The sequence below is a fragment of the Polaribacter atrinae genome (assembly GCF_038023995.1).
GTDB classification, from domain to species: domain Bacteria; phylum Bacteroidota; class Bacteroidia; order Flavobacteriales; family Flavobacteriaceae; genus Polaribacter; species Polaribacter atrinae.
In genome coordinates this window covers 518072-538400 of sequence record NZ_CP150660.1, presented here as the reverse complement: position 1 = coordinate 538400, position 20329 = coordinate 518072, and the positions used below count along the sequence as shown (strand labels likewise).

19 protein-coding genes are annotated in these 20329 nt (G+C 30.7%); 8 read left to right on the top strand and 11 right to left on the bottom strand.

Annotated features, from left to right (window positions below):
• Positions 1-103 precede the first annotated feature (103 nt).
• The 8 genes from WG945_RS02450 to WG945_RS02415 all read right to left on the bottom strand — a co-directional run bounded on the left by WG945_RS02450 (position 104) and on the right by WG945_RS02415 (position 7871).
• The gene (locus WG945_RS02450) at positions 104-1297 is read right to left on the bottom strand and encodes a multidrug effflux MFS transporter (protein WP_082864318.1); all 1194 of its coding nucleotides are present in this window, start codon (positions 1295-1297) and stop codon (positions 104-106) included.
• Positions 1298-1409: 112 nt separating this feature from the next.
• Positions 1410-1814, bottom strand: a complete 405-nt coding sequence (locus WG945_RS02445; RefSeq protein WP_068452752.1) for a DUF805 domain-containing protein — start codon at positions 1812-1814, stop codon at positions 1410-1412.
• Positions 1815-1837: 23 nt separating this feature from the next.
• Entirely contained in the window at positions 1838-2221 is a 384-nt protein-coding gene (locus WG945_RS02440; protein ID WP_068452749.1) for a DUF805 domain-containing protein, read from the bottom strand.
• Between the two features lie 219 nt (positions 2222-2440).
• Complete coding sequence (locus WG945_RS02435; RefSeq protein WP_197482122.1) at positions 2441-3775, bottom strand: DUF58 domain-containing protein; 1335 nt, start codon at positions 3773-3775, stop codon at positions 2441-2443.
• A 198-nt stretch (positions 3776-3973) separates the two neighbouring features.
• On the bottom strand, positions 3974-4978 hold the full coding sequence (locus tag WG945_RS02430; RefSeq protein ID WP_082864317.1) for an AAA family ATPase: 1005 nt from the start codon (positions 4976-4978) through the stop codon (positions 3974-3976).
• A gap of 6 nt (positions 4979-4984) precedes the next feature.
• The gene (locus WG945_RS02425) at positions 4985-6190 is read right to left on the bottom strand and encodes a DUF4350 domain-containing protein (RefSeq protein ID WP_068452747.1); all 1206 of its coding nucleotides are present in this window, start codon (positions 6188-6190) and stop codon (positions 4985-4987) included.
• On the bottom strand, positions 6190-6906 hold the full coding sequence (locus tag WG945_RS02420; RefSeq protein WP_068452745.1) for a DUF4129 domain-containing protein: 717 nt from the start codon (positions 6904-6906) through the stop codon (positions 6190-6192). Before WG945_RS02420 ends, WG945_RS02425 begins: the two co-directional genes overlap by 1 nt.
• Entirely contained in the window at positions 6906-7871 is a 966-nt protein-coding gene (locus WG945_RS02415) for a stage II sporulation protein M (protein ID WP_068453006.1), read from the bottom strand. Before WG945_RS02415 ends, WG945_RS02420 begins: the two co-directional genes overlap by 1 nt.
• Before the next feature lie 22 nt (positions 7872-7893).
• Here WG945_RS02415 and WG945_RS02410 point away from each other — a divergent pair, with 22 nt between their 5' ends.
• The 6 genes from WG945_RS02410 to WG945_RS02385 all read left to right on the top strand — a co-directional run bounded on the left by WG945_RS02410 (position 7894) and on the right by WG945_RS02385 (position 12971).
• The gene (locus tag WG945_RS02410) at positions 7894-8706 is read left to right on the top strand and encodes an RDD family protein (RefSeq protein WP_068452744.1); all 813 of its coding nucleotides are present in this window, start codon (positions 7894-7896) and stop codon (positions 8704-8706) included.
• A gap of 567 nt (positions 8707-9273) precedes the next feature.
• A complete protein-coding gene (locus WG945_RS02405; protein ID WP_157603729.1) occupies positions 9274-9438 on the top strand; it encodes a Lacal_2735 family protein in 165 nt (54 codons plus the stop codon).
• A gap of 6 nt (positions 9439-9444) precedes the next feature.
• Positions 9445-9792, top strand: a complete 348-nt coding sequence (locus WG945_RS02400; RefSeq protein ID WP_082864316.1) for a TIGR03643 family protein — start codon at positions 9445-9447, stop codon at positions 9790-9792.
• A 108-nt stretch (positions 9793-9900) separates the two neighbouring features.
• A complete protein-coding gene (locus WG945_RS02395; RefSeq protein ID WP_068452736.1) occupies positions 9901-11361 on the top strand; it encodes a cryptochrome/deoxyribodipyrimidine photo-lyase family protein in 1461 nt (486 codons plus the stop codon).
• Complete coding sequence (locus WG945_RS02390; protein WP_082864315.1) at positions 11358-11489, top strand: DUF2256 domain-containing protein; 132 nt, start codon at positions 11358-11360, stop codon at positions 11487-11489. Before WG945_RS02395 ends, WG945_RS02390 begins: the two co-directional genes overlap by 4 nt.
• Positions 11490-12971 (top strand): cryptochrome/photolyase family protein, encoded by a 1482-nt coding sequence (locus WG945_RS02385; RefSeq protein WP_068452732.1) that lies wholly within the window; start codon positions 11490-11492, stop codon positions 12969-12971.
• A gap of 116 nt (positions 12972-13087) precedes the next feature.
• Here the strand turns inward: WG945_RS02385 and WG945_RS02380 are convergent, their stop codons facing one another.
• Entirely contained in the window at positions 13088-13636 is a 549-nt protein-coding gene (locus WG945_RS02380) for an REP-associated tyrosine transposase (RefSeq protein WP_068452729.1), read from the bottom strand.
• A gap of 936 nt (positions 13637-14572) precedes the next feature.
• On the bottom strand, positions 14573-15541 hold the full coding sequence (locus tag WG945_RS02375) for a patatin-like phospholipase family protein (RefSeq protein ID WP_068452726.1): 969 nt from the start codon (positions 15539-15541) through the stop codon (positions 14573-14575).
• Between the two features lie 236 nt (positions 15542-15777).
• On the opposite strand from WG945_RS02375, the gene WG945_RS02370 reads away from it, so the two are divergent.
• On the top strand, positions 15778-16818 hold the full coding sequence (locus tag WG945_RS02370) for a WD40/YVTN/BNR-like repeat-containing protein (RefSeq protein WP_068452725.1): 1041 nt from the start codon (positions 15778-15780) through the stop codon (positions 16816-16818).
• 355 nt (positions 16819-17173) lie between these two features.
• Positions 17174-18079 carry an outer membrane beta-barrel protein gene (locus WG945_RS02365; protein WP_068452723.1) on the top strand — a complete coding sequence of 302 codons (906 nt, stop codon included), beginning with the start codon at positions 17174-17176 and terminating at the stop codon, positions 18077-18079.
• 313 nt (positions 18080-18392) lie between these two features.
• On the opposite strand, the gene WG945_RS02360 is transcribed toward WG945_RS02365, so the two are convergent.
• Entirely contained in the window at positions 18393-20225 is a 1833-nt protein-coding gene (locus tag WG945_RS02360; RefSeq protein ID WP_068452720.1) for a cation:proton antiporter, read from the bottom strand.
• Between the last annotated feature and the right edge of the window lie 104 nt (positions 20226-20329).

The following is a 20329-nucleotide window of genomic DNA, read 5'->3' as shown; positions in this document are numbered from 1 at the left end:
AAAGAACAGAGCAAAATACTATTATTTCTACAGTATTATTGTTTTTTTTACCTTTTATCCCTAATGAAATTAAGCAAAAAAGGCTATTACAGTACATTTAGAATTAATTTCTCCTTAATTTAAGAATTAGAATTAATAATAAAGAGATCATCCCACAAACAAAAAAACCAAGAAATAGAGGTAAAGCTGTATCAGTTATATAACTACCAATAAAAGTAGCAATTGGCACCGCCATAATTGTAGAAACAAAACCATTAATTGCTGCACCCACACCTGCAATGTGCCCAATTGGCTCCATGGCTAAAGCTCTTGTATTTCCAAACAAAAATCCGATGGAAAAAAATTGCAATCCAAAAAAGATCAATAAAATATAAATATTAGGATTTGATTCTCCATAGAAAAATAAAATATAAATAAGAGAAACAACCGTAAACATTACTGTAAAAAAGGAAACTAATTTAAACATCCCCATTCTTACTACTAACTTTCCGTTTAAAAAAGTAGCCAACCCAATACTAATTGCCAAACATGCAAAAATAAAAGGAAATTCTTCTTCTAAATGGTACTGCTCTACAAAAATATGTTGACTAGCACTTAAATACACCATAAAAGATCCGGTAATAAAACCAGAAAATATGGTGAAAATTACAGCATACTTATATTTTACAAACTCCTTAAGACCTTCTACAAAAAGCGCTAATTTAAATTTCTTTCTTTTTTCTAAAACCAACGTTTCTGGCTGTCTTTTCCAAACCCAAAGCATGATAAAAACCCCAACAATTAACTGACTATAAAATATAGATTTCCAGCCATAAGCATCTAATAATAGCTTTCCTAAAGCAGGCGCTATAACAGGTATTAAAAGAAAAATAACAGTAATAAAAGACATCACTCTCGCCATATAATTGCCGCTAAAACGATCTCTAACCATGGCGATACTTATGGTTCTTGGAGCAGACAATCCAACACCTTGCAGTAGTCGCCCAACAATCATCATTTCTAGATTGGTTGAAAAAAGGCAAATAAAACTGGCGAGTACAAAAACGGTGAACCCTACATAAATAATAGGTTTTCTACCAAAACTATCGGATAATGGCCCGGAAATAAGCTGTCCGAAACCAATACCTAAAAAAATCATAGTTATAAATAACTGATTGTTTTTAGGATCTACAATATGTATGGTTTTACTGATTTCTGCAACTGCAGGCAATAATGCATCTATTGCAAAGGCAACTAAAGACATTAAAGATGCCATTACAATAATAAATTCCGATTCTGATTTTTGTCTAATTTTCACAAGGCAAAAGTAGTTTTATTTATACTCTAAAAAGAGAGAAAACACCTAAAAAAAACACAAAAATAAAGGCTGCTAAATTAGCAGCCTTTATATATATTCTTATATGAAATATTTATTCTCTACCTATTTCATTGATGGCAGCATTATTTCCAACTCCTTTTGGGTTTTCTCCCCATTTATTTTCACCGTTTTGAGAATCTGTACACAATATTACTAATAACCAGATTGGTCCTGCTAATGGAATAAGTGAAACTAAAAAGAACCAACCACTTTTTCCTGTATCATGTAATCTTCTTACCATAACAGCTAAACTTGGTACTATTAACGCTAAAGTATAAATATAACTTAATGCTGCTAAAGAAGGAACATCAATAGCCAAACCAATACCTGTAAAAACAACAGTTATTGCAATTGAAAAGATGGCATTAAACAGTGTAAACATCCAATATTCTTCTCTTCTAGCTCTTCCGTTAAAATCTGCATAATGTTCTTTTACTACTTTTAAATACCAATTCATTTATTTTATTTTTAATAATTAGACTATTCTTGACCTATTTGATTAATTTCCGTACTATTTCCTTCACCCTTCGGGTTTTCTCCCCATTTATTTTCACCAGCCACACTATTTGTGCAAGCTAGATAAAAGTTATAAAATGGTATTAACATATACCAGCCACTTTTACCAACGTCATGCATTCTTCTTGCGGTAACAGCTAAATAAGGTATCAATACAGCTAAACTATAAAGTGTTTCAAGATATCCATCTTCACCTAAATCGCCATAATTGGTACCCAAAACTTTGTCTAGAAACATAAAACCGATAGAAATAATCGTATTAAACAAAACAAACATCCAGTATTCTTGACGTCTTGCTCTTCCTTTAAAGTCAGAATACTGTTTTAATACTTTTATATACCAATTCATTTTGTAATGTTTTTTTTCTTTTATTAAGCTGACAAATATATTATTTATTCTTTACCAACAGCATTAATCTCATCATTTTTGCACCATTTTTTAAGCAATCATCTTATTTATTGATGTATCACAACGATCTTCCATTTATTGATCCATCAATCAAAATACACCAAATTAAAACAATCAAATTTACAGACAATTCATCGTCCTTCTCTTCAATATCTTATCTTAAAATAGTCCTCTAGATTTAAGTTCTAAATATTTGTTAATCGTATCTCCTGTTAGGTTTTCTGGTTTTGTTAAAACAGATTGAATTCCGTATTTTTTTAATTCTTTTACAATACTTCTTTTTTCGTACATAAATTTCTCAGCAATAATACTGTCATAAACCCCTAAAACGTCTTCACTTGGTTGTGTTGTTAAGGTTTCTAAATCGGTATTTTCAAAAAACACTACTAATACCAAATGGTTTTTAGCCAACGCTCTTAAATAGGGGAGTTGTCGCTTTAAACCATCCATAGTTTCAAAATTGGTATATAAAATTAATAAACTTCTATGAGTAATTTTTCGCTTTACTACCGCATATAATGTACTAAAGTCCGATTCTGAGAAATCTGTTTTTATATTGTGCAATGCCTCTGAAATTAAACTCATTTGAGAGTTCCTTTTTTCTGCAACCACCCAATCTTCCAACTTTGTTGAGAATGATAGCATACCAGCCTTGTCTTGTTTTCTTAAAATAACATTGCTAATTGCCAAAGTGGAATTGATGGCATAATCTAACAAACTTAAATTATTGAAATGCATTTGCATAGCCCGCCCTTTATCAATAATAGAATATACGGGTTGCGATTTTTCTTCTACATATTGATTGATCATTAACTGATTTCTCTTTGCAGTTGCTTTCCAGTTTAAAGAACGAATATCATCACCAGATACATATTCTTTAATTTGCTCGAACTCTAAAGAATGACCAATTCTACGCACTTTTTTGGTTCCGTATGAAATAGCGTCGTTATTAAAGGCTCTAAAATCGAATTCTCTTAACTTTAAAAAAGAAGGATAACATTTAAGTTCTTTTTCTTCTCCTAAAACATATTTTTTAGTTGCCAATTGCAAAGGTGAACTCACAAATACATTGATATTCCCAAATAAATAAACACCTCTTTCCGTAGGAGTTAAATCGTAATGAATTGTTTTTTCTTCTTTGTTTGTTAAAATTAAATTGAAAATAAAATCTCTTTTTTGAAATTGATACGGAATTTCCTCAATAATAGAAAGATGTGCTTTAAAATTATATTGATTTTGCAATTGCATCGAAATTTTATTTACATCTCCATTCGATAATCTTTCCGGTAAATACCGATTTACCGTAATTGCGTTCTTGGTGTTGTATAAAATAAAAATATCAACCAAAACCAATACAACTATTATAAATAGTAACACTTTAGAGATTTCAAAAAAGATAGGTATAAAAAAACCAACAACAAAAAAGAGGGCAATTCCTCCTAGAATGTAGAAAAATCGGTTGTTTAAGAATAAAGTGTTGTATAAATTTTTCAAAAAATGTGTAATTGTTTATTTGTATTCGTTTCTTTTTGTCATTGAGAGGAACGAAGCAATCTCTACTTAACAAAGAACTAAATAACAAACAGATTACTTCGTTCCTCGTAATGACGTGTATTTTTATCCATGTCAGTCTAAGATTTATCGAAGACTTTCTACTTGTTTTACTGATAATTGATTACTGGTCAACAAAAACTACCTCGGAATCTCTACCGCTTCAATAATTTGCTCTATAATTTGATTACTCGTTAAACCTTCCATTTCTCTTTCTGGCGTTACAATTACCCGATGTTGTAATACAGGTATGGTGGCTCTTTTAATGTCTTCTGGTGTTACAAAATCTCTCCCTTCAATGGCAGCAAATGCTTTTGATGCACCTAAAATAGCAATACTTGCTCTTGGTGATGCTCCTAGATACAAGAACGAATTAGAACGTGTATTGACTACAATATTCGCGATGTATTTTAGTAAATTCTCTTCAATTTTAATTTGATTTACTAAATTTCTAAATTCATTTATTTTAGCACCCGTAATTACAGTTTCAATTTTACTTGCTTTCGTTGTGTTTTCTAAAGCTTGTTCTTTTAAAAGAATTTCTAATTCTTCTTCAGCATTTGGGTAATCGACATTTATTTTGAATAAAAAACGGTCTAACTGTGCTTCTGGCAATCTATAAGTACCTTCTTGCTCAATAGGGTTTTGCGTTGCTAGAACCACAAAAGGTTCTTGCAATTTAAAAGTTTGTCCGTCTATAGTAATTTGCTTTTCTTCCATTACTTCAAACAAAGCGGCTTGCGTTTTTGCTGGCGCTCTATTTATTTCATCGATTAAAATCATGCTTGAAAAAATAGGCCCTTTTTTAAACTCAAATTCAGACGTTTTTACGTTAAAAACAGAAGTCCCTAAAATATCCGAAGGCATTAAATCTGGTGTAAACTGAATTCGACTAAAACCAACATCAATAGTTCTTGCTAGTAATTTTGCAGTTATGGTTTTGGCAACTCCAGGTACGCCTTCAATCAACACATGTCCATCTGCAAGCAGTGCAACGATCAATAAATCCATCATGTCTTTTTGACCGACAATTACTTTTTGTAATTCTTTTTTTATCTTAAAAACACTCTCCTGTAATTCCGATAAATCTATTCTATTTTCAAAAGAAATACTTTCTTGTATTTCTCCATTATTTGCTGTTTCCATATCTTATTATTTTAAGAAATTTTCAATCATTTTATGTAACACAATCAATTCTTCTTCAATACATTCTGGCTTCTTATTTAAAGTAATGATTGTATTTACTAAATATTTTGTTTTTTGCAATTCATTTCCAGATTTAGATGCTAATTTCTCTATAAAATCGCTGTTTAAATTGGTGGTATCTAAAAGGTATTTAGAACGTACTTTCTCTAAAAAGTAAGCTATTTTTTTATCTACTAAATTCTTATGATCTTGTTCTTTTAAATACAAATTGGCAATGGTTTGTGTAAAGGCTACCGTCGAATTTTTTAAAGGTTCTATAACCGGAATTGGACGCTGTTTTCTTCTTGCGTTGAAAAGCATAAATAACAATACTCCAATTATAGAAACAAACAAGAACCACTTTAATGTTGGGTGCTCTAAAAAGAATTTAAACACATTAGAATCATCCTCTTTTTTATCTTCATATTTACTTGACTTTATCTGTGGATCCCAAATAACGGCTGCATTTGGTAAATATGAAAATACATTGGCTGCATATGCTTCTTTATCATTTAACAAATAATAATTGGTAAAGGAAATGGGGTGTATGTGCAGATAAAAAGCTCCTTTACCGTGATGAATTTTAATAAAATTAGGTACTTTCTCTCCATCAACCGCAAAGGTTCCTAAGACACTGGTGGTGTTCTCATCGTATTGTAAAAAGTAGTTTCTTCTAATGTTTCTATCAAAAGAAAAAGAAGTCTTAGAAAACGACTTATTATTTAACTCAAAAGTTCCTTTTAACTTTTTTAAATCATTTACAGCATATACGTTTTTATCTAAATTATTAGTAGTGAATTTTAGAGATGTTTTTAAACTGTCTTTAAAACTATTAAATGCTAAAAAAACGTTATTTCCCTTAGATACAAAGCTTAAAAGCTCTGTAACACCTGTATTTGTCAATTTATAACCACTATGTTTTATAGCAACATAATTGTGTGTTTTAGTGCTATCAAAATCTGAATTGAAAGCTAAATAATCATATATATTTTCTTTTAACAAAGAAACTTCTTGGTCTTTAAAAAGGTTTTCTGCTTCATTGTAAATAATGTAATTGCCAAACGGACTTTTCTCTTTCTCTTTAAAATTCTCATTCCAATCTGTTTTATTACAACCTATTAGTGTAAATAACAATAGGAGTGAAGCGTATTTTTGTAAACGTTGTAGTACCATTATTTTAAAGATTTTTTAAAAGATTGATACTTGCTTTCTGCCAACTTAAAGTTGGTTTCATCTATGGGGAAATCTCCATACCAAACATAAGAATAGACATACGATAAATATGAAAAATCAGTTCTTGTAGTGGTATTTTCAATTTCGAAAAGGTATTCTGAATTGGTTTTATCTTTATGATAATCAATCAGTTTCTTGTCTGATAATACTTTTAAAACCGACAAGTAATAATATCGAATTGCCAATCGATACTCTTTATTGTGAATGGCATTCTGTAACAAACCATCAATATCTGTTTCATGAATATCTTCATCTTCATAAATCAACTTTTTTGCTACTTTCTTTTTAGACTTTTTAAAATTCCAAAAACTAGCATCTGTACCTAAAAAGGTTTTTAAAACGATAAATATGATTATTGCGCCTAATAAAAAAGGGAAAATAGTGCTGATAAAAAATAAAAACGCCCCAACAAAAGGATTATCGCCAGTAGAATGCTCTTTTACCTTTGGCTCTTCTATGTCTTCTTCTGTATATTGAAACTCTTTGTCATTGTATTTTTCCTTTACATTTTCTGTAAAGGTTCTTTTTTGGGCATTATCGATTGTTTTCTGATAATGAATCGTGTCTTTTTCAAATAAACTAAGACTATCATTATCAACTTGTCCAAAAGCAATAGAAGTAAAAAGCACGACTAAAAGAAATATCCTTTTCTGCATTAACGTAGTTGGTGTTTATTAGCTACCTTAAAAGGTAATATTAAGTAATAATAACTAATAGAAACTAAGCTAAAACCAATAATAGCAAAGCATAAAATTGTGGGCATAATATTAGAATATCGTGTAATATAACCTTCTAAAAACGCTGCGACTAAGGTAAACGGAATGGTACTTATAAAAATATAAAAACCTGCTTTCATACCACGTTTAAAAGACTCAAAACGTTTGTAAGCTCCTGGAAACAAAATACTAGCACCAATTATATAACCTGCAGCAGCTTCTATAATCATACTAAAAATTTCGTAAGTTCCATGAATCCAAATTCCTTTTAAACTATCGAACAAACTATTATTCTGATAAAAAAAAGCTTGAAAAACGGCAACCATTATAGCATTATACACTACGTAAAACCCAGTTCCGATACCTATAAACAACCCAGATAAAAACATATTTAAACCAACACGTTGGTTGTTATCATAAATTCCTATAAAAGTCCCCCAATTGCTACCTCCTTTATAGATCGCCATGGCATCGCCACTTTCTATATTTTCTAAAGTTTGATCTATATAATTGTTTCCTAAAATCTGTCTTGCAAATGAAGTGTCATTTAAAGTTGATAACAATCCAATAAAAAAACAAGCAAAAAAGACAATGAATGATAAATAAATATATTTTCTGTATTGGTAGGCGAGTAGTGGTACTTTGTCAAAAAAGAAATATAATAAAACATTTTGGTTGCGTCTTTTTGAGTGATATACTTTATCAAAACTAGACTTTGCTAATTTATTTAAATACTGAGTAACTTTACTTTTTGGGTAGTAGGTTTGGGCATACACCAAATCATTCATGATTTTTATATGCAGGTTTGCAATGTCATCTGGACTTTTTTTCTCTTTATTTGAAAAACCTTGTTCAAATTCGAGCCATTTTTCTTTATTTTGCTTTATAAAAGCGACCTCTCTCATATAGAGCGAATTTAACCATTGCATGAAAAGACTCCAAATAAAAACAGCACAAAATGTAAACATCAATTTTACCCTTGCAGACGTTGGGCAAAGGCTATTTGCTTTTGGTGTAGATAATGTTGTAAAGTTTGCGTATCTCTATTTTGCTATAGAAATTTTAGATTTTAGCATGTTTAAAACTGCTTTGGAAGGAGATTCTTGGTCTATTAAAGCTATAGATGTACTTATTTTTTTACCAATTACATTTTATTCTTTGTACTCCGAATTATTGTTAGACGGACAAACCGTAGGAAAAAAATTATTCCATTTAAAAGTCATTAATATTGATGGTTTTAAACCATCTACAACCGATTTTATCATCCGTTGGTTTTTACGAATGGTAGATTTTAATCTGTTTACTTTATTATTTGTCTATGTTGCTTCGTTAGGACTTGATGGTGAGATTGTTTTATTAATGTTGTTGTTTTTCTTTGGTAAAATGATTGGTTTCTTTTTAGTGTTATTTACGGATAATAACCAGCGTTTTGGAGATATTATTGCCAATACGGTTGTTATTTACTTAAAAGATGAAGTAAAATTTTCTGAAACTATTTTAGAAAATATTTCTAATACGTATGTGCCAACGTATCCGAATGTGATTAAATTGTCGGATAATGATGCACGTATTATTAAAAATACGTTTCGTTCTGCAAAGAAATTTAATGATTTTAAAACATTGATTAAACTGCGTTCTAAAATTTTAGAAGTTACCGGAATTAAATCTGTTCATAAAAGTGATACCGAATTTATAGATGTGGTTTTAAAAGATTATAATTTTTACACACAAAACATGTAATTTGTGTGTAAAATAAATTTACAGAGCATTTTTATTTTATAAAACAAACGAGTGCTTGGTGCGGCTATTTTGCATAACGGTTAATTATAGATACATTTTATTTCAAAAATGCTAATCGCTGAGAATTGTTTAAAAAAATAGTTTCTTGATAATTGTACAGAATATTTAATTTAACGAGAAGCTCTATTTTACATAGTATCATTATATCTACAAATTAAAATTATTTTAACGAAGCCACAATTATGTTAAATATCGCCCAAAATCGCTGTTTTGCTAATCGCTATAATGTGTATTATAATTTATATTATGTTAAATAGGTTTTTTAACAACACTCTCTTCTATAATAACCACCATTAATTTTAAACATGAAAAAAAAGTTATTTACAAGCATATAATATTATCCACTATCTCTTCTTATTCAATAAATAAAAGTTGAAATAAAAAACGATAAAAAAAAACTTATTATCTCTTCATTAAAAAGTGTTTAACTTCATTGGTAAAATGTTAAACAAATATTATATCTTTACAATATCACTATAAAATTGAATCCAATAAAAAATTATCGATATGTTCGGAATATTTAAAAAGAAAACAGCCAAAGAAACTTTATATAAACAATATCAAAAATTGACTAAAGAAGCGCATGCATTATCTACTAGCAATAGAAAATTAAGTGATCAAAAAGTATTTGAGGCTGAAGAAATAATGAAAAAGTTAGAGAAAATTCAATAATAGCTTATGATTTTACCATCTAAAATAACCACAACACAATCTTTAAAAAATAACGTAGCTACTACTGTGGACGTAAATAAAGAATTAACAGAAAGACAGCTAGATAGAATTATAGAAATGGCTTGGGAAGATCGTACCCCTTTTGAAGCGATAAAATTCCAGTTTGGTTTTGCAGAAAAAGAGGTTATAAAACTAATGCGTAAAACGCTTAAGGAATCTAGTTTTAAACGCTGGCGAAAACGTGTAAATAGTTGTGTTAGCACAAAGCACTTAAAAAAAAGAAGTCAAGATATCACTCGTTTTAAATGTACTAGGCAACGTGCTATTTCTGGTAACAAAATAAGTAAACGTTAATCCATCATTATCAATAAATTGAAGAAGAAATAGCTTGTTTATTTACCGTAAAAGACTACTACCTTTCTTTCTTCACTTTTGGAAAAAATGTAAAAAAGAATTGCTATTTTGATAAATGAAGCCGTAAATATTGTTTGGTTAAAAAGAGATCTTCGTTTGCAAGATCATAAATCGTTGTATTTAGCAGAAAAAGCAGGTATTCCGTATATCATTATTTATCTTTTTGAGCCTAGTATGATGCAATATCCAGATACAAGTTTACGTCATTTACAATTTGTATATCACGCTATAAAATCGCTCAATACAGATTTAAAAGTTTATCGTAGAAAAGTTACAGTTTTCTATGGAGAAGCTTTAGAGGTTTTTAACTTCCTAAACACAAACTATCAATTAAAGCAACTGTTTAGTTACCAAGAAAGTGGTACAAAAACTACTTGGAATCGTGATAAATGGATTAAAAATTTTTGTTTTAACAACAATATTCATTGGACTGAAAATCAAAGAGATGGAATTATAAGAGGGATTAAAAATAGAGATAATTGGAACCAGCGTTGGCATGCTACGATGCACGCTCCTATTCTTAAAAACAACTATTCTATAAACCCCCTTAATGCTATTGAACATTCTTTTGAATTACCAGATGAATTGGTTGTAAAACTAGAGAATTACCCAAAACAATATCAACCAGCAGGAGAAAAAAATGCTTGGAAATACCTGAATTCTTTTACTCAAAAAAGAGGTTTTAATTATCACAGACATATTTCTAAACCTACAGAAAGTAGAATGGCTTGCAGCAGATTGTCTCCTTATTTCGCTTGGGGGAATTTAAGTATCAAACAAGTTTTTCAGTTTGTGGGTACACATCCCAATGGTGCTGCAAATGATCGTGCGTTTTCTGGTATGTTAACGCGTTTGCATTGGCATTGTCATTTTATTCAAAAATTTGAAGTAGAATGCGCTTATGAAACACATTGTATTAATAAAGGGTATGAATTATTAACTCATACAAAAAATGAAGCTTTTTTAAAAGCTTGGAAAACCGGACAAACAGGATATCCTTTAATCGATGCGTGTATGCGTGCTGTAGCACAAACAGGTTGGATCAATTTTAGGATGCGTGCCATGGTGGTTTCCTTTTTAACCTTAAATTTAGATCAAGATTGGCGAGATGGTGTGTATCATTTGGCACGCTTATTTTTAGATTATGAACCTGGTATTCATTATCCGCAATTTCAAATGCAAGCAGGAACTACCGGAATTAATACGGTAAGACTTTATAATCCCGTAAAAAACTCTGAAGAACATGATGCAAAAGGAACCTTTATTAAAAAATGGGTTCCTGAATTGGCAAATGTTCCAGAAACGTATATTCATGAACCTTGGACCATGAGTATCATGGAACAAACTTTTTGTAGCGTTACTATGGGTGAAGATTATCCACTACCTATTGTAGATTTAAAAATAAGTGCAAAAAAAGCAAGAGATAAAATTTGGGGACATAAAAAGCATCCTGCTGTACTAGCAGAAAAACATCGACTTTTAGCAACTCATGTAAATAACAGCCGATGAAGAAAGAGCATTTACCTGAAAAAAGATGTGTGGTTTGTAAAAGACCCTTTACTTGGCGTAAAAAGTGGGAGAAAAATTGGAACGAAGTTAAATACTGCAGCGAACGTTGTAGAAGAAATAAAACATAAATGAAAGCAGTAAATATCATTTTTCCACATCAATTATTTGAAACCTCTCCTCTATTAGAAAATGGTTTGCCTGTGTATCTTGTAGAAGAATATTTGTTCTTTAAACAGTACAATTTTCATCAACAAAAAATAGCATTTCACAGAGCTACGATGAAACAGTATGAAACTTTTTTAGAGGCTAAAAATATAGAAGTTCATTATATAGCATCCATAGAAAGTATCTCTGATACTAGAAAACTAATTCCTTTTTTAAAATCAGAAGGAATTACGATGCTACATTATATAGATCCTGTAGATAATTACCTAGAAAGGCGCTTAGCACAAGGCTGTACTACAAATACTATTGAAAGAAGCGTTTATAATTCGCCTTTATTTTTAAATACCAAAGAAGATTTACAATCCTTTTTTAGGAAAGATAAAAAGAAATACCATCAAACTTCATTTTATACAGATCAAAGAAAAAAAAGAAATATTTTGATTGATGCTGATGGTAAACCAACAGGTGGTAAATGGACCTTTGACGCTGAAAACAGAAAGAAATATCCTGCAAAGAAAATTCCACCTGCTATTCAGTTTCCGGATGTAGATGATTTTTATAAAGAAGCACTAGACTATGTACAAAAAAACTATTCAGAAAATATTGGTCAACTTACTGAAAACTCTTTATATCCAACCAATTTTAAAGCGAGTAAACAATGGTTTCAACAGTTTTTAGAACAACGATTTCTTGAGTTTGGTACGTATGAAGATGCTATTGTTGCAGAAAACTCTATTTTAAATCACAGTGTGTTAACACCCATGCTTAATGTGGGTTTAATTACGCCTAAAACCATTATAGTACAGAGTATTTCATTTGCAAAAGAACACAATATCCCTATCAATTCTTTAGAAGGTTTTGTGCGACAAATTATTGGTTGGCGCGAGTTTATTCGTGGTATGTATGAAAGCCGAGGAAGTGATGAAAGAACTTGTAATTTTTGGAATTTTAAAAGGAAAATTCCCGCTTCTTTTTACAACGGTACCACAGGGATTTATCCAATAGATCAAACCATAAAAAAAATATTGCAAACGGGGTATTGTCATCATATAGAGCGCTTAATGGTGTTGGGGAATTTTATGATGTTGTGCGAATTTGATCCAGATGAAGTCTATAAATGGTTTATGGAACTTTTTATAGATAGTTATGATTGGGTAATGGTACCCAATGTATATGGCATGAGTCAGTTTGCTGATGGAGGGTTGATGGCTACCAAACCCTATATTAGTGGTAGTAATTATTTAATGAAAATGAGTAATTATAAAAAAGGAGATTGGCAAGCAACTTGGGATGGTCTATTTTGGCGATTTATGGATACACATCGTGATTTTTTTAAACAAAATCCAAGATTAGGTATGTTGGTAAAAATGTTTGACAAAATGCCACAAGAAAAAAGAATTCAGCATATAGAAAATGCCGAAAACTACCTAGAAACACTCAATTAAAATACCGGAAAATGTAGACCAATTGTTTTAACAGATAGATTCTATAAACAATTTCAATCAATAATAACAAGTTTTCGAGAGAGCATCCCGCTCGTGCCTCTTGCCAACACAATAATCTAATTCAAATCTATTTCTATAATAGTAGAATCGTCATTGCCATAATTTCTAGCGCTGCTATATTTCCAATCTATAGGATCAGTTACAAATCCGGTTTCTACAGGATTATTATGAACATATTTTAGTTTTTGTTCAAATACTTTTAATGACCAAATTTGAATAGGATGATTGTGTTGCTGCCAAAATTGTTTATTGGTAACATTACTATTCTTTTTTCCTGCACGTTCAAACATCCAAAGCATCCATTTTTTTCTACTTTCTTGCGGATTCTCTTCAATTGCTTTCAACATTTTTTTAGAAGTAAAACCTTTAAAATCTCTAATTAATCCGGAAGGATTATTTAATGCAGAGCGAAAAATTAAATGGATATGACTTGGCATGATACAATATCCATAAATTTCCATTCCTTTATGCTTTCTACAATAATCTAAAGAATCTATAATACACCAAAAATAAGCATCTCTTGTAAAGACATCTATCCAATTAATCGTAGCAAAACTGATAAAATAAGCTCCTGATTTTTCTCTAAATTTATATTTTCTACTCATTGGTGTTTTGGTTTGTACTTTTTAGATGTTTCAAGAGCGGGACGCTTGCGTTAGCGTATAACGATGTTGATTTTTTATCAAGCTAGCGCGAGCGTCTCGCTCGTGCATACACAACAATTTAGTTTAAATATATCTATAAAATGATTGAATCGTTGTTATCGTAATTTGTAGTCTAAATATACTTAAATAATATAAAACATTTATTATTAATCAAATAGACGTTAACTAATAAGATAAACTCAAAATTTTTATCCCAATTTGTATTTTTCTATACATTGGTATTTTGGTTTGTGCTTTTTTAATGTTTCACGAGCGGGACGCTCGCGTTAGCATATAATGATAATGTTTATTTTTAGTTTAAAATAAATATAATTGACTTTTAGAATATCAAGCTAGCGCGAGCGTCCCGCTCGTGCTTATACACAACAATTTAGTTAAAAACATCTATAAGATGATTGAATCGTTGTTATCGTAATTTGAAGCTTCAATATACTTAAATAATATAAAACACTTATTATTAAGCAAATAGGCGTTAATTAATAAGATAAACTCAAAATTTTTATCTCAATTTATATTTTCTACTCATTGGTGTTTTGGTTTGTACTTTTTAGATGTTTCACGAGCGGGACGCTCGCGTTAGCGCATGATGATGATGTTTATTTTTAGTTTAAAATGAATACAATTGACTTTGAGAATACCAATAGTAATTAATAAATAGATTCTACAAATAGTTTTAATCTACAAGAACGAATACAGTAATCAGCTGTCACGAGCGAGACGCTCACGCTGACAAATAACAAACATTCAGTTAACTCAAGCTAGCGCGAGCGTCTCGCTCGTGCTTACACAATAACACAATAACACAATTACACAATTACACAATTACACAATTACACACCTACAACTACTAAATCATTGATCTCATAATTCCAAAACTTATATATTTAAATCTTCTACATCATCTATTCCTTCTTCTATTTCTTGATCTGTTAAAACATCAGGTCTAAACTCGCTCATTAATTCTTCTTGCTTAGACTTAGCGTATTTATAACCAGATTTCCACCATTTACGCATTAAAGTTTCATCAAAAACTAAAGAATTAGTGGTTAAAACAGTTGGAGTATAATATAGATTTAGTTTTATGTCTTTATTAGTGGCTGCTAATTTACCAATGGTAATATTGTGTCTTTCTACGTGTGCCAACATAAAATCGAACACATCAAATAGTAAAGAAAATGGATTTGTGGCAGGTAATTTATTAAACTGAGTAACCTCTGTTTCTAAAATAATGGCATCAATTTCTGTGGCTCCTCTTAAAATAGCTTCTCTAATTGGCACTAAAGAACCGAAACCACCGTCTGCATACTGGCAATTATTTTTTTCTAGCAAACTCATAAAAGGTACATAATTGCAAGAACCCCAAATCCAGTCACAAAAATCATCATAAGTACAATCGTTTATAGACTTGTATTCAATTTGATTGGCTGTTAAGTTAGAAACTGTTACAACAACCTCTTTGTTGTTTTCTTTAATTTCGTCATATATTTCTTTGGTAATTTTTTTCTTGATTAAGATGCGTAAGTTTTTGCTTTCTCCAAACGTTTTTCTTCCGTTTAAAAAGTTCCAGAAAGTATTTAAATGTCGAATACTAATCACTTTTTCACCGGCTACTTTTTTAATATTAAAAGGACTATTACTAAAAATAGTTTTCTGGTTTACATTGGTGTATAGCTCTTTTAATTCATCTAATTTACCTAAAGCTAGGTGAGAAACCATTAAACTACCTGTAGAAGTACCAATAAATAAATCGTAATCTTTTTTTTCTTTCTTCATTAAATATTGCGCAACTCCACCTGCAAATGCTCCTTTACTTCCACCTCCAGAAATCACCAATGCTTTTTTCATTATCTAAAAATAATTTATTTATTAAAAAAGAGTCCTGTTATATGTGTCCCAGATATCTTTAAAATTGACTTCTCTACCTTTTTACTTCACCTAAGATAATCGTTAGTAGAAATCTAAAATAGTTTTTTTTGTTATTAACAGTTACACCTATTCCGAATTTTATCCTAAAAGGGATGAAATGAATGTATAGATAGTTCAAAAAAAACAGCTATTTTAGTGCTATAAAAGTATCAAAAATGAACAGAATAATCATATTTATTTTTACTTTCCTAGCTTTTGTGTCTTGTGCAGACCATTATCAACCTAGAGAAATCAATGCTATTATCATAAAAGAGTTCCAAATAGACAGCGTTAGCATCCGTGCTATTGAGGTGATAAACAAGAATGAAGTAATTTATGCGGGCTCTAACGGAGATATTGGTTTCTTTTCTGATATTGACAAACCGATGGTATTAGAAATTAAATATCAAGATTCTATAAGACCAAATTTTAGAAGTATTGCTGCTAACAATAAAGCTGTTTTTGCTTTAAGTATTGGTAATCCGGCGTTGTTGTATCATCTTTCAGATGGAAAAGCAACCTTAAAATATACCGAAAACCACGAGAAGGTTTTTTATGATGCCTTACAGTTTTTTGATGATAATTTACATGGAATTGCAGTAGGAGATCCAACAGAAAATTGTGCTTCTATCCTTTTAACTTCGGATGGTGGAGATACTTGGTCTAAAATTAAATGTGCTAATTTACCAGTCTTTGAAGATGGAGAAGCTTTTTTTGCAGCAAGCAACACCAATATTAAAACGATGGGAAGTACGGTTTGGATAGCATCCGGAGGAAAAAAAGCACGCATTTTAAAGTCGGATGATTTTGGCCATACTTGGCAAATTTACAATACGCCTATTGTACAAGGAAACGGACCACAAGGAATTTATTCTATAGATTTTGCTGATAAAAATAACGGAATTGCAATTGGCGGAGATTATTCTATTCCTTTAGAAAACAACGCAAATAAAGCCATTACTAAAGATGGTGGCCTAACTTGGACTCTAGTTGCCAACGGACAAAACCCAAACTACAAAAGCTGTGTGCAATATGTACCAAAAACCAATGGAAAAGAAATTTTTGCAGTAGGCAAAACAGGAGTTTCATTTTCTAATAACGGAGGTCTTACTTGGGTAGCAGTAAGTAAAGAAGCGTATTATGCCATTCAGTTTGTAGATAAAAATACGGCTTGGTTATCTGGAAACAATAAATTAGGAAAACTGGTTTTAAAATAGTCTCGTAATAATTAATTATCGGTTTTTAAAACAATAAATTCGGTGGCTATTTTTATGTAAGAAACTACAGATTAAAAACACACTGTTTATCAACCTATTTCATGGCTATCTACCTAGTAATTAAGCAGTAATATGCTGCAATATTTTTACTAAAAAAACAGGGTCATTAAATTGAAAATCTTTACCTTTAGTATGGAAACTAAATCTTATTAAAAAAAAAGTATATTTGCCTTCGATTTTAATTTAAGGTGTACAATAATGATCTCTAAGTTTTTGTAAATTAGTTGCATTTATGTGAGATATTAGAATCCCTAAAATTTCTATCTTTTTATAAATAATTCAAAAATTATATATTATGAAACAATTAATTACAGCAGTAGCAGCAATTTTAGTTAGTACAGCATCTTTTGCACAATTTCAAGTATCTGCTAGCACAGGGTACGCAATGAGTAGTGCAGGAATGCAATTAGGAACCACAACAACTACAACAAGTACAGAAAATAATTGTGGTAGTTACGGAGAAGGTTCAAATGTTCAGATAAGAGGTACATACTTTTTAAATGAAAAATTTGGATTAGATTTATCTGTAGGATATTTACACGGTGCAGACCAAACAATTAACAAAACATCTATACCAACAGTAGCAGAAGTAAACGCAGTTGCAAGAGCTCGTGCATTTGGAGCCTCTGCTTCTATGGTTTATAATTTTACAGAGAACTTTTACGGACGTATTGGTGCTTTATTAAAAATTGGAGGAAAAACAGAAGCTGTTATTTCTAACAAGTCTTACTTTACAGATGCACAAGCATCAGCTCAAAATTTACCTAGTGGTTCTTATTCTGAAACCAATTATGTGGAAGATTATCATGGACACTTTCCTTTAGGCTTTGTAGGTGCATTGGGATATTCATTTGATTTAGATGAAAATTTTGCTCTTTTTGTAGAAGCAGAATATTACGGAATTAGTTTGAAAAGAAAAGATTCTGAGATAACAGAGTTTAATACAGATATTGTTTTACCTGATGGTACTGTTGCGGTTGCTGGATTTTATTCTTTAGATAATTTACCAACACCTACTGGAAGTGCAACAGATGTTTATAGAACAACAACTTATGTAGATGAATTATCTCATGCAGAAGCAGCAGCTCAAGCGCAAGCACCAGATTCAGATCACACAAAAAAATTATCTCAAAAAGTACCTTATTCTTCTTTCGGATTAAACTTTGGAGTTACTTATAAATTTAGTGGTTCTAAAAAATAATTAAAAAAGAAATCTCTTTAATACCCAAAAATTAGAACTTTATGTTTTAATTTTTGGGTATTTTTTTGCCTAAAATTTGCTCTAATAAATAGTAATTCTGTCGTAGTACTACTAATTATAAAAAGTAGCTTTCCTCCTGTTTGGCACTAATCCGAATAAAAAAAGTCCTACCAAAGCAGGACTCATTTTTTTAATTATAACAGCTAACCTTATTGTTGAGAAAGCTGTTTTATAGTTGTTGAAAGCTGTGATTATTATTTATATCTATCTGTATTACAACTCCTTAAATACATCAACCTAAATAACAACTTTATTACTCCATTTTACCTCTTTTAAAATCTTCTTTAAGAGATGCTACTTGTTGTTTGTACTCTTCTCGCTTTTTAACAATATAATTTTCATCGCCTTTAGGCTCTCCAGCCAAACGTCTGATACTTTCTTCATCGTACTTTATAAAGTTTTCTACCTGCTTTTTTAAAGTTTCTTTTTCGAAGCCTACTTTGGTTAAAACATCACTCGCTAATGTTAATGAAGTTTCTAAATTTTCTCTATAAATATTTTTAATTCCTAAGTTTATAAAATCATAAGCATCATACCTGTTTCTGGCTCTTACCATTAATTCTACATGCGGATACTTCTCTTTTACTTGTTTACTAATTTGAAGCGCTGCAGCAGGATTGTCTATAGCACAAATTAAAAATTTAGCTTCTGCAATACCTGCAGATTCTAAGAGTCCCATTCGTGTAGCATCTCCATAATACACTTCGAACCCTAATTTTCTAAGATAATCTACACGGTTAGAGTCATGATCTAAAATAGTAGTTTCTATATCATGAGATTTTAAAAAACGCCCAATGGTACTACCAAATTGACCAAACCCAACCAAGATAATTTTTTCTGATTTTGTATGTTCATCCATCGGTCTTTTAACCGATTCTTTGGTACCGATTCTAGGCAGAATTAAATGCTCATTAACCATACCAATAATAGGTGTAATTCCCATAGTTAATGCAGTTACCACAAGCATAATATCTAATTGCTCTTGCCCCAAAATACTAGACTGAAAAGCAAAGGAAAGCAATACAAAAGCAAATTCTCCTACCTGCGATAAATTAAAAGTCAATAATAAATTCTGATCTATTTTTAATTTAAATAAAAGTCCTACCATAAATAAAACAAGGGCTTTTATAAAGATTACAGCAATTAAAATACCTGCAATGGTTAAAGGACTGTTTGCAATAACAATAAAATTAACAGAAGCACCAACGGCAATAAAAAACAAGCCTAACATTAGGTTTTTAAAAGGTTCTAAGGTACTTTCTAACTCATGTTTAAACTCACTGTTAGATAAGACAACACCACCTAAAAAGGCACCTAAAGCCGGACTTAACCCAACATATTCCATTACAAATGAAATACCGAATACAATTAAAAAGGCAGCAGCAATTAACAGTTCTCTAACCCCAGAGTTTACCACTTTACGCAACATAGGCACTATTAAGTAACGCCCTGCTACAATAATAAAAACTACAGATAGAATAATGGCTAACGTTTGTAGTTCCATTGGCAAACCATCTAATAAATTTACGTGCCCATTATGGTTGTTAGTAGGTATTGCTGCTGCATTAGAACTCGCTAACAACGGTATAGAACCAATCATAAAAATAACAACGATATCTTGAAATAACAAGATTGAAAAAGCAGCAGCACCAGATGTGGTGTTCATTAAGCCTTTTTCTTTAATCGTTTGTAAAACAATAGCGGTAGATGAAAGTGCTACAGCCATAGACAATACCAAGGCTACTTTAGGTTCATAATCAAACGAAGTGAATAGAAAATAAGACAACAACATGGTTACAGAAACTTGCACACCTCCCATTCCTAAAATGGTTTTACGCATGTTCCAAAAATTCTTAGGTTCAATTTCTAAACCAATTAAAAACAACATAATTACAACGCCAAATTCTGCAATATGCATGATATCTTGTCCTTCTTCTCCAATAATCCCTAACATATAAGGGCCAATTACTACACCAGCTATTAAATAGCCCAATACAGAACTGAGTCCTAGTCGTTTGGCTATAGACACACAAATAATTGCTCCTGCCAACAATATAATTGCTACAAAAAGTAGACTTCCTGTCATAATTTATGCTTATTTATTTTGAGACCTTTTTTTATAATTTCCAATCTAAAAGTCGCAATTGGTTTAATTAAATTCAAAGATATCACCATTATTAACTTAATTAC

What these genes read in the sequence shown, in the direction of transcription:
- WG945_RS02445 (WP_068452752.1), bottom strand. Translation starts at nt 1,814, where the DNA reads ATGAATTGGTATTTAAAAGTAGTAAAAGAACATTATGCAGATTTTAAC.
- WG945_RS02440 (WP_068452749.1), bottom strand. Translation starts at nt 2,221, where the DNA reads ATGAATTGGTATATAAAAGTATTAAAACAGTATTCTGACTTTAAAGGA.
- WG945_RS02430 (WP_082864317.1), bottom strand. Translation starts at nt 4,978, where the DNA reads ATGGAAACAGCAAATAATGGAGAAATACAAGAAAGTATTTCTTTTGAA.
- WG945_RS02425 (WP_068452747.1), bottom strand. Translation starts at nt 6,190, where the DNA reads ATGGTACTACAACGTTTACAAAAATACGCTTCACTCCTATTGTTATTT.
- WG945_RS02420 (WP_068452745.1), bottom strand. Translation starts at nt 6,906, where the DNA reads ATGCAGAAAAGGATATTTCTTTTAGTCGTGCTTTTTACTTCTATTGCT.
- WG945_RS02415 (WP_068453006.1), bottom strand. Translation starts at nt 7,871, where the DNA reads ATGAGAGAGGTCGCTTTTATAAAGCAAAATAAAGAAAAATGGCTCGAA.
- WG945_RS02410 (WP_068452744.1), top strand. Translation starts at nt 7,894, where the DNA reads ATGAAAAGACTCCAAATAAAAACAGCACAAAATGTAAACATCAATTTT.
- WG945_RS02405 (WP_157603729.1), top strand. Translation starts at nt 9,274, where the DNA reads ATGTTCGGAATATTTAAAAAGAAAACAGCCAAAGAAACTTTATATAAA.
- WG945_RS02400 (WP_082864316.1), top strand. Translation starts at nt 9,445, where the DNA reads ATGATTTTACCATCTAAAATAACCACAACACAATCTTTAAAAAATAAC.
- WG945_RS02390 (WP_082864315.1), top strand. Translation starts at nt 11,358, where the DNA reads ATGAAGAAAGAGCATTTACCTGAAAAAAGATGTGTGGTTTGTAAAAGA.
- WG945_RS02385 (WP_068452732.1), top strand. Translation starts at nt 11,490, where the DNA reads ATGAAAGCAGTAAATATCATTTTTCCACATCAATTATTTGAAACCTCT.
- WG945_RS02380 (WP_068452729.1), bottom strand. Translation starts at nt 13,636, where the DNA reads ATGAGTAGAAAATATAAATTTAGAGAAAAATCAGGAGCTTATTTTATC.
- WG945_RS02375 (WP_068452726.1), bottom strand. Translation starts at nt 15,541, where the DNA reads ATGAAAAAAGCATTGGTGATTTCTGGAGGTGGAAGTAAAGGAGCATTT.
- WG945_RS02370 (WP_068452725.1), top strand. Translation starts at nt 15,778, where the DNA reads ATGAACAGAATAATCATATTTATTTTTACTTTCCTAGCTTTTGTGTCT.
- WG945_RS02365 (WP_068452723.1), top strand. Translation starts at nt 17,174, where the DNA reads ATGAAACAATTAATTACAGCAGTAGCAGCAATTTTAGTTAGTACAGCA.
- WG945_RS02360 (WP_068452720.1), bottom strand. Translation starts at nt 20,225, where the DNA reads ATGACAGGAAGTCTACTTTTTGTAGCAATTATATTGTTGGCAGGAGCA.